Source organism: Ochrobactrum sp. P6BSIII (assembly GCF_014138065.1).
In the GTDB taxonomy this organism is placed as follows: Bacteria; Pseudomonadota; Alphaproteobacteria; order Rhizobiales; family Rhizobiaceae; genus Brucella.
The window spans coordinates 54637-66254 of sequence record NZ_JACGXB010000005.1 but is presented as its reverse complement, the minus strand read 5'-3'; the positions used below and the strand labels follow the sequence as shown (position 1 = coordinate 66254).

The window sequence follows — 11618 nt, the reverse complement described above, 5'->3', positions numbered from 1 at the left end:
GGTTCTGGCCGCGCGTTCCGTCATGACAGTTACCCGTCGCACGGTTCTCGGATTTGCAGGCGCCCTTTTCGTGGCGCCTGCACTGCGTTCGGCCTATGCGGCATCGACGCGTTTTGCCGTGATCGACTGGGCCATGCTGGAGACCGCGCTGGCCATCGGCGCTGTGCCAGCGGCAGCATCAGAACTGCGACAGTACCGGCAGATGCAGCTTGAACCTGCAGTGCCGGAGAGCGTCACCGATCTCGGTCTGCGCGGTGCGCCCAATCTTGAGCTGCTGCGCATGATCGAACCGGATTTGATCGTCGCGTCCAACTTCTATGAATATCAGCGTGCAGCCCTTGAACGCATTGCGCCGGTTTTCGCGCCGACTGTCTACAGTGCCGGTCAGCCGCCATACGCGATGCTGGAAGAGGCGACGTTAAGCCTTGGCGAAAAGCTCGGTCTGGCTGCGGAAGCTCGCGCCTATGTTGCGACAGTCGCGCGCGAGATTGCCGAGGCGCGCCAGCATTTCGCATCGGCTTCCGGGCATAAGGTCTTCATTATCAGTCTGGGCGATGCTCGCCATTTTCGCGCATTCGGTCGCGATAGTCTGTTTGGTGATGTGCTGGTCCGGCTTGGTTTCGAGAATGCATGGACGCAGGACACAAGCTATTCAGCCGCAGCACCGGTGGGGCTGGAACAGTTGGCTGAAGCGCCGGACGCATCCATCGTGGTCATCGGCCCGACCGATCCAGAAACCCTTTATCGCCTGCCGCAGAATTCCCTGTGGAATGCGCTGCCCGCCATCCGTGAAAAACGCGTTCTGTTCCTGCCGCCGCTCGATCATTTCGGCGGATTGCCAGCGGCGCGCCGCTTTGCCCGGCTTCTTCTCCAGAATTGGGGAGAGAACGGGGAGGCTCGCCTATGACGCAAGCAATCGAGGAACGATTTGCGGGTATAAGGCCGCTTCTGTTCTGGGGGCTGCTCGCACTTGTCGCGGCTCTTATGGCCGCCTTCGAGTTCACGCGTGCGTTGAATGCCCCTGCCAGTTCGCCTGAATTACTGGCGCTGCATCGGGTCATCGCATTCGACACCGTTCTGCCGCGCAATGCCATGGCCTTGATCTGCGGGGCCGGTCTTGGGCTTTCGGGTTTGCTGTTGCAGCAGGTGTTGCGCAATCCTCTTGCCGAACCCTCGACGCTGGGCATTGCCGCCGGGGCGCAGCTCGCTATGACAGCAGGCATGCTCTATCTGCCCGCAGCGCTGATCTTCCGCGAATGGTTGGCTCTGGCGGGAGGGCTCGCGGCGGTCAGTCTCGTGCTGGCGCTCAACTGGAAACGCTCGCTGGAACCGGCTTCTGTCATTCTCTGCGGCATGATCGTGTCGCTAACCGCAACGGCGGCAAGCACGGCGCTCATTCTGGCCAATGGCGAATATGTCTTCTCGCTGTTTGTCTGGGGTGGCGGCTCGCTGGAACAGCAGAGCTGGGGACCGGGCATTTCTCTTGGCCTGCGGGTTTTGATCGGCGGCGGGATTGCCTTCTTCCTGCTACGACCGCTGACATTGCTGGCGCTCGACAATGCCAATGCGCGCAGTCTCGGCCTGTCGCTGGCGGCAAGCCGCCTGCTGGTGATTGCCATTGCCGTCTGGCTGGCGGCCAGCATTACCGCCGAGGTCGGCATATTGGGCTTTGTCGGTCTGGTCGCCCCCACGCTGGCGCAGCTGTCCGGCGCGCGGCGTCTTAAAACGAAGCTGATCGTTGCGCCCGCTATTGGGGCGGTTTTGCTCTGGTTGACTGACGGCTGTGTCAGCCTGTTGCAGACTGTCACTGGCGACCGCCTGCCGGTGGGCGCTGCGACCGCGCTGCTCGGTGGCCCCTTGCTGCTGTGGATGCTGCCGCGTCTGCGCATGTTTGAATGGCCGTCGGGCAAGAGCGAGGAAAGCGCGGTTCGCCTGAAGCGCGCGGGGATTTTCTTCGCCGTTCTGCTTTTGCTTGTTCTGCTTGCTGCTGCCATCACGCTCACTCTCGGCCGGGGGCAGGATGGTTTTGTTCTCGCCCGTGGTGAACTGTTCGATGCGCTTCTCGACTGGCGCTTGCAAAGGCTCGCTCTAGCGGGGTTGCCGGGCGGCATGCTGGCGCTGGCCGGGGCCATTCTCCAGCGCATGACCGGCAATCCGCTCGCCAGTCCCGAAATTCTGGGCGTCGGCCTTGGTGCGGGAGGCGGTCTGGCGGTGGTTCTGCTGCTGCCGGTTGCTGGTCTGTCCATGCAATGGCTCGGCGCGACCATCGGCTCGGTTCTGGCGCTGATCTTCATTCTGGCCGTTGCGGCACGCAGCGGCTTCGGTGCTGAAAAGCTGCTTCTGGCCGGTGTCGGCCTTGGTGCGATGGTCAGCTCCATTCTGACAGCCATCATCGCAACCGGCTCCCCGCAGGCCTTTGTTCTACTTGGCTGGTTAAGCGGCACCGGCGCACAGGCGACGCCCATGCAACTTTGGCTGGCGGCAATCGCATTGGCGGCGGGATTTGCCCTTCTGCTCACTCTGTCGCGCTGGCTCGATATTCTGCCGCTCGGTTCGGTGACTATGCGGAGTCTTGGTCTTTCGCTCATTCTGCCGCGTCTTGTCATCGTGCTGATTGCAGCGCTTCTGACGGCCATCGCGTCCATGATGGTTGGGCCGCTCTCGTTTGTCGGGCTGATTGCTCCGCATCTGGCGCGCAATTTCGGCCTGCATACGCCGAAGCGCTTCCTGACAGCATCCATGCTGATCGGTGCTTTGATGATGGTCAGTGCAGACTGGCTCGCACGAATGGTGGCTTTTCCCTACAACCTGCCGCTCGGCCTGTTCGCCTCGCTTCTGGGTGGGGCCTGCTTCATCGCGCTTCTGTCGCGCCGTAGCTCCCTATAAAATGTGGTATTTTTGATACATGCGCTTTGGAAAGCTTGGCTGTCCAGCTCCTGTTCGCCGCCTGATGGAGCGCTGGCTTATCAGTGGAAGCCTATGTTTTGTTTGTAAAAACATGACTATTTAACACATGATTTTATCGCGCTGGCTGGAATTCTTCTAAATCACTGTGATTGCGTGAGATTTTCCAAATCGCTATTGCCGATGCAGAGCAATATGTCTGCGGGGATCGCGGTAGAATGACCTCACGGCTGTGGGATCTGACTGAACTTTATGAGAGCGAGCAGGTTGGTCTGCGCGCTTTCGTGCGGCGTATCGTCGGCAATACGGCGACCGCAGAAGATGTCGTCCAGCAGGCCTTTCTCAACATGCTGTCGCGGCCAGACAATGGCTCTCCCGATGCCGCGCCGGGCGCGGCCTATGTCAAACGCGCCGCGCGCAATCTGGCGCTCAATCACCTGCGCGATGCGCGCCGCCGCTCAGATGTGGAGATTGAGGACGACGCGCCGGAGCGTTATGCCGACAGCACGCCTTCGCCGGAAATGACCGCGCTTTATCGCAGCGAGCTGCGCCGTCTTTTGCAGGCCATCGCAGACTTGCCGCCGCGTCGTCGTGAGGCTTTCGTCCTCAACAGGATTGAAGGCCTGACTTATGATGAAGTGGCCGAGCGTATGGGAATTTCGCGCAATACGGTTATAACCCAGATTGTGGCGGCTCTGGCCGAACTCGACAAACGGCTCTCCGCATAGGAAGAGCCAAGGCAGTTGTGGGCAGGCATGAAGGATATCGAGACCGACCCGGTTTTCATGAAGGCGCTGGAATGGTTCGTGCGTTTGCAGGATACCGCCGTCAGCGCCGATGACCGGCGTGCGTTTTCGGCCTGGATGGCATCTGATCCGGCGCACCGTGTTGCTTATGAGCGTGCGCAAGCCCTGTGGCAGCGTTTCGATGCGGTAAAACCCGAATATGACAGGTACAAGGGCTCGAACCGCGTCAGCAGGCGTGGGGTCGTTCTGGGCGGGCTTGCGGCGCTGGTGCTGGCGCCGGGCGTCTATATGTTGTCGCGCCCCGGCCTGTTTGCAACTTACAAGACCGATGTTGGCGAGCGCCGCAGCTTTACCCTTGCCGATGGCAGCACGGTGGAGCTTGGCAGCTATTCCGCGCTGTCGGTCGATTTTTCCGACAAGCGCCGCGATCTGGTGCTGCATCAGGGGCAGGGCTTTTTTCAGGTTGCTGCCGATGCGGCGCGTCCTTTTGTAGTTTCCGCCAAAGGCGGCACCATCACCGCGCTGGGCACAGCCTTCGATGTCAAGCTGGATGAGGATGAGGTTACGGTTTCCGTGGTTGAACATGCCGTGTCGGTGGCCTTTGGCGATGCCGCGCCGGTGCGGCTCGACGAAGGCTGGCAACTGACTTTCGGTGGTGATGCGATTGCCGCGCCGCACCGCTCCGACAGTCAGATCGTCGAAGCATGGCGCAATGACCGCGTGATCTTCGAAGATGTGCCGCTGCGCCGTGTGCTGACGGAACTCGAGCGTTATCGTCGGGGCAGGATTTTCCTGACCGACGCCGAAATAGGCAATATGCCGGTGACGGCGATCTTCGACACGCGCGATGCGGAAGCGGCGCTAGCCACCATTGCTGAAACCCTTCCCGTTAAGGTTATGAACGCTTCCGGCTGGGTAACAGTCGTCACGCGGCATTAACCTGACAAAAATTATCAAAAATATTTTCCAGACCGATCATTAGTTCGCGCTTGCGAGGTGTCTAACCATCTGAGGGCTGCTTGGCGGCCGCCATGAAACAGAGTTTCCCGCCCGTCGGCGGGGGTGTCAGACATTGGGGATTGCAGCATGCGCGTGGATAAGACGAGCGGAATTCAGACAGGGATTGGCCAGGGACGCGCAGCTCTTCTTCTCAAATCGAAGCTCTCCTTGCATCTTCTGGCAGCAAGCGCGCTGGTCGCTTCGTTTGCGACAAGCCCGGTCTGGGCGCAGGCCGCCGGTGCCGGGCAGCAGGTGCAGCGCATTTCCTTCAATATTGCCGCACAGCCTTTGTCCAAGGCTCTGGTGCAATATTCCAACAATACCGGCGTCCAGCTTTTCTATGATGCCAATATCGTGCGCGGCAAGAATTCCTCTGGTGCGAAAGGCTCGCTCACCCGTTCGGAAGCGCTGAATAGCATCCTGTCCGGCTCGGGTCTCTCCTATCGCATTCGCGGCAACACCGTGACCATTTCCGCCCAGCAGGCAGGCGATGCGGGAGCTGTGGCTGCGGACGGTTCGCTGCTTCTCGACACGATCACCCTGCAAGGCGCAGTCGCGGGCGACACGTCTGGCAGCGTCGTGGTCGAAAATTCCAGAGGCGCAACCAAAACCGATACGCCATTGATTGAAGTGCCACAGTCGGTTTCGGTGGTCAGCCGCAAGCAGATCGAAACCCAGAATGCGCAGAGCGTGACTGAAATCCTGCGCTATGTGCCGGGTGTGACGATTGAAACCTATGGCCCGGACCCGAAGGGTTATGACTGGATTCTGATGCGCGGTTTCAACGCCCAGTCCACCAGTTCCTATCAGGATGGTCTGCGCCAGCTTTCCAACAGTTACACCTTTTTCCGCACCGACCCCTATGAGCTGGATTCGTTGGAAGTGCTGCGCGGCCCGGTATCGTCGCTCTATGGTCAGAGTGATGCGGGTGGCCTGGTCAATCGCGTCACCAAGAAGCCGCAGGCCGAAGCCTTTCACGAAGCTTCGGTGGAATATGGCAGCTATAACCGCAAGCAGTTCGGCGTCGATCTGACGGGCCCGGTGAATGAAGACAAGACGCTGCTTTATCGCATGATCGGCGTGGTGCGCAAAAGCGATACGCAGTTCGAATATTCCAATGGCGACGAGGTCCAGGACGACCGCTACATGTTCGCGCCGTCGCTCACCTGGGCGCCGGATGCCGACACGTCGCTGACTGTTTCCGGCCAGCTGTTGCGTGATGACAGCGGCGGCAGCGTTTTGCCTGCCACGATCAGCAATCTTTATCCGAACTCCCCGAATATTCTGGTCGGCGATCCCGACTTCAACAGAAGCGTGCAGAAGCAGGGCAGCATCGGCTATGAGTTCGAACATCATCTGAACGACACCTGGACGCTGAAGCAGAACCTGCGTTACGGTCAGGTGAGCTTCCTTCTCGACAATGTGCTGGCGCTTGGTCTTGGACCGACGGGCATTACCCGTCAGGCGCGTCGTTTCGACGAGAATATGAGCGGCTTTGTCGTAGACAATCAGGCAGTTGCCGAATTTGAAACCGGCAATATCGCGCATGAAGCGCTGCTCGGTCTCGACTATTCCTATTCCGACTCCGACGTCTCGCAATATCGCGATCCGGCGCCAAGTCTCAATCCGTTCAACCCGTCTTACGGTATTCCTATCGCCGTGCCGACGACACTGACGCAAAGCTATCGCCAGAAATACAGTCAGACCGGCATCTATGCGCAGGATCAGATCAAGTTCAACGATAGCTGGATCGTGACACTCGGTGGTCGCTATGACTGGCTGAATCTCGACAACCATAACCGTCTCGATGACAGCGATACGGATCAGAATATCGGCAAGTTCAGCGGTCGCGCCGGCATCACCTATGTCACGCCTTGGGGCATCGCGCCCTATGTCAGCTATTCGGAATCCTTCGTTCCCAATCTCGGTACGGACAATAGCGGCAACACCTTCGATCCGTCGGAAGGGCGTCAGTGGGAAGCTGGCGTCAAATACCAGCCGAAGGAATTCGATGGTCTGTTCACGATGGCATGGTTCGACATCGTGAAGTCGAATGTGGTTTCCTACAGCTATATTGATGGCCCGCAGGCAACCGGCGAAGTCCATTCGCGCGGTCTGGAGCTGGAAGGCAAGGTCAACCTTTCCTATGGCTGGGACTTCATTGGCTCCTATACCTACACCCATACCGAAATCACTGAAGACGCTGCCGCCTATATCGGCAAGCAGTCCACAATGGTGCCTGAACATCAGGCCTCGGCGTGGCTCAACTACACATTCAATAGCGGCGCTTTGGAAGGGCTGAGCCTTGGTAGCGGCGTGCGTTATGTCGGCTCCAGCTATGGTGACAAGGCCAATACCGTCAAGGTTGACGGCCGCACACTGGTCGATGCCGGTGTGAGCTACAAATACAAGGACATGACCTTCCAGCTCAATGCCACGAACCTCTTCGACAAGAAGTATTTCACGACCTGCGAAGATACCGTGAGCTGCTATGAAGGCGACCGCCGCTCGGTCATTGGCCGGGTGAAGGTCAGTTTCTAAGGCGAGTGCTTTGCTGACCCGTCGCCAGATATTACTCGGCCTGTTGTCGGGATCGGGCCTCGCGCTTTGCGCGGGGCCTTCCGGCTTTCTGCATCCGGCACGGGCAGCGGATGCGCCGCGCATTGTGTCGATAGACTGGGCGGCGGCAGAAGCCATGCTGTCTTTGGGTATCGTGCCGGTGGGTCTCTCTGACACAAGTTTCTACCGTCAGCGCATGGCGTCGCCGGTCTTGCCTGACACTGTTGCCGATGTCGGGCCATTCTGGGAAATTAATCTTGAAGCGCTGGCGGAATTGCGGCCCGATTTTATCATCGCCACCGACTATAATATGGTCATGACACCGCGCATTGCGGATGTGGCACGGGTGGAGCTGGTGCCAAGCATCACCACACCCAATGTTGAGCGCTATCAGCTTGCCGTCGATATTCTCAACCGCGTGGCCGAATTGTGCGGCGTGCCGCGTTCCGGCGCAGATGCGATTGCGCAAATGGCCGAGGACCGCTTTGCCGAGGCGCGGGCAAAGCTTGCCGGGCATCACCATCCTGTCGGGATCATGCTGCCCGATATTGGCGGGCGCGAGATGACCATGTATGGCGCGGGTACGCTGCCGGATGCCGTGCTGCGCAAGCTCGGCCTTGCCAATATCTGGACGGGGCCGGTCAATGGAACCGGCATGGCGCGCGCCGGTCTAGACCGGCTGATGGACAACCCCGATGCCGCATTTCTGGTGGTTGATATTCCATCGCAACGGCTTCAGACGGAGCGTTCGCTGCAACAAAACGCCATGTGGAAATTGCTCGCCCCTGTGCGCAACAAACGCGTTGCCTGGCTGAACCAGTTTCACCCCTTTGGCGGCATGGCGTCTGCGGTGCATCTGTCGGGGCTGATCGCATCTGCTCTGACGCAGATGCCGGAAAAGGCGTGAGGTTGCGGTGATGCGTATCGGTTCTGTTTCGTCCGGTCAGGAACATGCGCAACGGCGTTTTTCGCTTCGCTGGCCCGTGCTGATCATTGCCTTCGTTCTGGTTCTGTTGCTTGTCGCTCAGGGCTTTCTCAGCATTGCAAAGCCTGCTGAATGGTTGCGCATTGTCATGGCCCCCGATCTTGACGATCCGCGCCATGTGATCGGCTTTTACAGTTTTCTGCCACGCCTTGCCGTGGGGCTTCTGGTGGGTGGGGTTCTGGGGTTGGGCGCTGCCGTTTTCCAGACCGTGTTGCGCAATCCGCTGGCCGAGCCGGGCCTGCTTGGCGTTGCATCCGGCGCGCAGATCGCCCTTGCTCTTGCGCTTGTTTTTGCACCCGGCCTGTGGACCTTCGGCAGCGAACCCATCGCGCTTGGCGGAGCCGCCGTGGCGCTCGGTATTTCCCTGCTGGTTGCTTCGGCAGGGCGGTTCTCATCCACAACCGTCGTGCTGGCGGGGCTGATGGTGGGGCTTTACTGCAACGCTGTTTTCAGCCTGCTGGTCCTGTTTAACCACGATTATCTGATCAATCTTCTCACGTGGCATGCTGGCTCCCTGCAACAGGGTGGGTGGGAGGTCTTCCTCTATCTTCTGCCGCGTCTGCTGCCATTGGCTGTGCTGATTTTGCTATTGCAGCGACCGCTCAACCTTCTGTCGCTGGGCGATGGTCAGGCCAAGGGGCTCGGCGTATCTCCGGCCTTCATGCGGCTGGTCCTGCTGGCAGCGGCTGCGGCGATGGCTGCGATCGTCACCAGCAGCCTTGGACTGATCGGTATGGTGGGGCTTGCTGCTCCCAATCTGGCACGCTCCTTTGCGCCGGGCTATGACGGGCGGCGTCTGGCCTGGTCGGCTATTCTGGGTGCGCTTTTGCTCGTGGGCGTTGATCAGCTGTTACAGGCAATCACGCCAATTGTCGGCACTATTCCGGCGGGCGCTGCTGCGGGTCTCTTTACCGGACCCGTCTTGGTGATCCTCGCAACGCGCGTGCGGCTTGGCAGTGCGCCGCAAATAGGGGAAGCGGCATCGGAAACCAACGCTCTCAAACAGCCGGGGAGAGCGCTGCTCTTGCTTTGCGGTCTATGTGTCTTGAGCGCGGCTTTGTCATTTCTGGTGGCGAAGAACGCGCAAGGATGGGCTTTCAGCCTGCCAGATGTGACGGATATGGCAGCGAGTCTCTGGCGCGTACCACGCATCTTTGCGGCAGCCGGCGCTGGCGTGTGTCTGGCCATAGCAGGCGTGATCTTGCAGGGCACATTGAGAAACCCGATGGCGAGCCCCGATCTGTTGGGTATCGGTTATGGTGCTGGGGTCGGTCTGGCTGTCGCGGTGCTGTTTCTGCCCAATGCCGGTGGCATGTCCAAACTGGCCGTTGCTACCATTGGCGCTTTTGTCGTTCTGGCAGCGATTGCGTTAATCGGTAAACGCATGGCGTTTCAGCCGGAGCGGGTTCTGCTGGTGGGCGTCGGTCTTGGCAGTGCCTTTCACGCCCTGATGATCCTGCTTCTCGCCAGCGGCAACCCGCGTGTGGCAGGGCTTTTGAACTGGTATTCCGGGTCCATGGGCAATGTCGGCAGCAGCGATGCTGTTCTGGTTTGTGTCTGTGCGCTGGTCGTTTTCCTCGCGGCTATGCTTTTGAAACGCCCGCTTGAAATATTCCCGCTTGGCGATACCACCACCCGCGCCATCGGATTGAAGGTGCCGCAAAGCCGTGGGGTTTTGCTGCTGGTCGCAGGCGTGGCGACAACTGCTGCAACACTGACCGTCGGCCCCATTAGCTTCATAGGGCTTATGGTTCCGCATTTCGTGTCGCTGCTTGGCTTTCGCACCATTGGGGTTCGTTTATCGGCAGCGGCGCTGGTCGGCGCGTTGATGTTGATTTTCGCTGACTGGTTGGGGCGCAATATCGCCTATCCATGGCCAATGTCGCCAGGTCTCATCGCTTCGCTGGTCGGCGGTGTCTGGTTCCTTTGGCTGCTCTATCGCAGGAAAGGGATCGTCAGCTAGACGCCTGTCTTGGGGGTGACTCGAAGTACGCGCCAACCGAGCAGCGTGAAGCCGATAGATAGCAGCAGGTTGATGATGTTGAAGAAGCAAAAGGCGGCATAGGCAGTGGTGCTGACCCCAAGTGCCGCCGCCATGTAAGCACCACAGCTGTTCCACGGTATCAGTGGCGAGGTCACGGTTGCGCTGTCGCCGATCACGCGGGACAGGAGGGCTGGTGCGAGGCCCCGGCTGGCAAAGGCCTGTTTGAACATGCGTCCCGGCAGGGCAATTGAAATATACTGATCGGACGTGACCACATTTGTCAGCACGGCGGTCCCGGCAACGGTGGTGACCAGACCGGCATCGGATTTGGTACGACGGATCATCGGGCCGATCAGGCGATTGAGAATGCCTGCATGTTCGATCACCGCACCGAAGGCGAGCGCGGTGATGATAAGCCAGATGGTCGTCATCATGCTGGCCATACCGCCACGGCTGAGAATGATATCGATGTCGTGGTCACCAACGGAACTCGTATAGCCGGTGGCAAGCGCCAGCCATGCGCCTTTCAAAAGCGCAAGCGCGCTGGGCAGCGCGGCATCATTGGCAAAAGTGATCACGCGCTGCGGGTCCATAATGACGCCCTGGATCGCTCCGGCCAGAGCGCCGCCGAATATCGCCACGACGGGTGAAACCCGCGCCACCGACAGCACGAAGACCAGCAGTAACGGCAGGAAAGCCCAGAGCGAAACCTGAATCTGGCTGTCGATCTTCGTCAGAAGAGAACTGGCGTCAAAATCGTTCTGCTCACCCAGAAGGCCAAAAAGTACAATCGTCAGAAGCAAAGCCGGGATCGACACCCAGAGCGATTCCCTGATGTGGTCGAATATTTCCGAACCGGCGGACGCTGCCGCCAGATTGACCGTATCCGATAGCGGCGATGCCTTGTCGCCGAAATAGGCGCCGGAAATGACGGCCCCCGCCGTAATGGCAGGCGACAGATTCATATGGGCTGCCACGCCCATCAGCCCGATGCCGATGGTGCCTGCGACAGTCCAGGAACTGCCGATGCTGAATGCGACAGCAGCGCAAACAATGGCAGTCGTGGCATAGAAATAATCGGGGTTGAGCAGTTTCAGCCCATAATAGACCATGGATATGATCGTGCCGCTGAGCGCCCATGTGCCAATCAGTGCGCCCACCGCCATCAGGATGAGAATGGCGGGTAAGCCCGCGGCGATACCGTCGACGACGGAGGCGCGGACAGCGGACCACGTCGATCCGTTCTTGTAGGCCACGCCTGCGGCGACCATACCGCAGACTGCAAGGGCGATCTGATTGGGACCGGACGAAGCCTCATCACCGAACAGATAATAGGAAAGGGCAAGAAAGACGATCAGTGCGATACAAGGCACCAGGGCATCCAGCATGGATGGAGGGCGGACGCCGCTTGTTGAACCCTGTTCGCTTTCGCTCACTCTAT

At 59.5% G+C, this 11618-nt stretch carries 8 protein-coding genes; 7 read left to right on the top strand and 1 reads right to left on the bottom strand.

The window, feature by feature from the left end:
- Positions 1-22: 22 nt before the first annotated feature.
- The 7 genes from FHW00_RS08475 to fhuB (FHW00_RS08445) all read left to right on the top strand — a co-directional run bounded on the left by FHW00_RS08475 (position 23) and on the right by fhuB (FHW00_RS08445) (position 10156).
- Positions 23-907, top strand: a complete 885-nt coding sequence (locus FHW00_RS08475; RefSeq protein WP_078338361.1) for an ABC transporter substrate-binding protein — start codon at positions 23-25, stop codon at positions 905-907.
- Positions 904-2886 carry a Fe(3+)-hydroxamate ABC transporter permease FhuB gene (fhuB, locus tag FHW00_RS08470; protein WP_078338362.1) on the top strand — a complete coding sequence of 661 codons (1983 nt, stop codon included), beginning with the start codon at positions 904-906 and terminating at the stop codon, positions 2884-2886. The genes FHW00_RS08475 and fhuB (FHW00_RS08470) overlap by 4 nt, the downstream gene beginning before the upstream one ends.
- Positions 2887-3122: 236 nt before the next feature.
- Positions 3123-3632, top strand: coding sequence for an RNA polymerase sigma factor (locus tag FHW00_RS08465; RefSeq protein WP_078338363.1), 510 nt, complete (start codon positions 3123-3125; stop codon positions 3630-3632).
- 27 nt (positions 3633-3659) lie between these two features.
- Positions 3660-4589, top strand: a complete 930-nt coding sequence (locus FHW00_RS08460; RefSeq protein WP_078338364.1) for a FecR family protein — start codon at positions 3660-3662, stop codon at positions 4587-4589.
- A gap of 147 nt (positions 4590-4736) precedes the next feature.
- On the top strand, positions 4737-7190 hold the full coding sequence (locus tag FHW00_RS08455; protein WP_078338365.1) for a TonB-dependent siderophore receptor: 2454 nt from the start codon (positions 4737-4739) through the stop codon (positions 7188-7190).
- A gap of 10 nt (positions 7191-7200) precedes the next feature.
- The gene (locus FHW00_RS08450; protein WP_445557913.1) at positions 7201-8115 is read left to right on the top strand and encodes an ABC transporter substrate-binding protein; all 915 of its coding nucleotides are present in this window, start codon (positions 7201-7203) and stop codon (positions 8113-8115) included.
- A gap of 10 nt (positions 8116-8125) precedes the next feature.
- Complete coding sequence (gene fhuB / locus FHW00_RS08445; RefSeq protein WP_078338366.1) at positions 8126-10156, top strand: Fe(3+)-hydroxamate ABC transporter permease FhuB; 2031 nt, start codon at positions 8126-8128, stop codon at positions 10154-10156.
- On the opposite strand, the gene FHW00_RS08440 is transcribed toward fhuB (FHW00_RS08445), so the two are convergent.
- Positions 10153-11613 (bottom strand): Na+/H+ antiporter NhaC family protein, encoded by a 1461-nt coding sequence (locus tag FHW00_RS08440; RefSeq protein ID WP_210189477.1) that lies wholly within the window; start codon positions 11611-11613, stop codon positions 10153-10155. The genes fhuB (FHW00_RS08445) and FHW00_RS08440 overlap by 4 nt on opposite strands.
- Positions 11614-11618 lie beyond the last annotated feature (5 nt).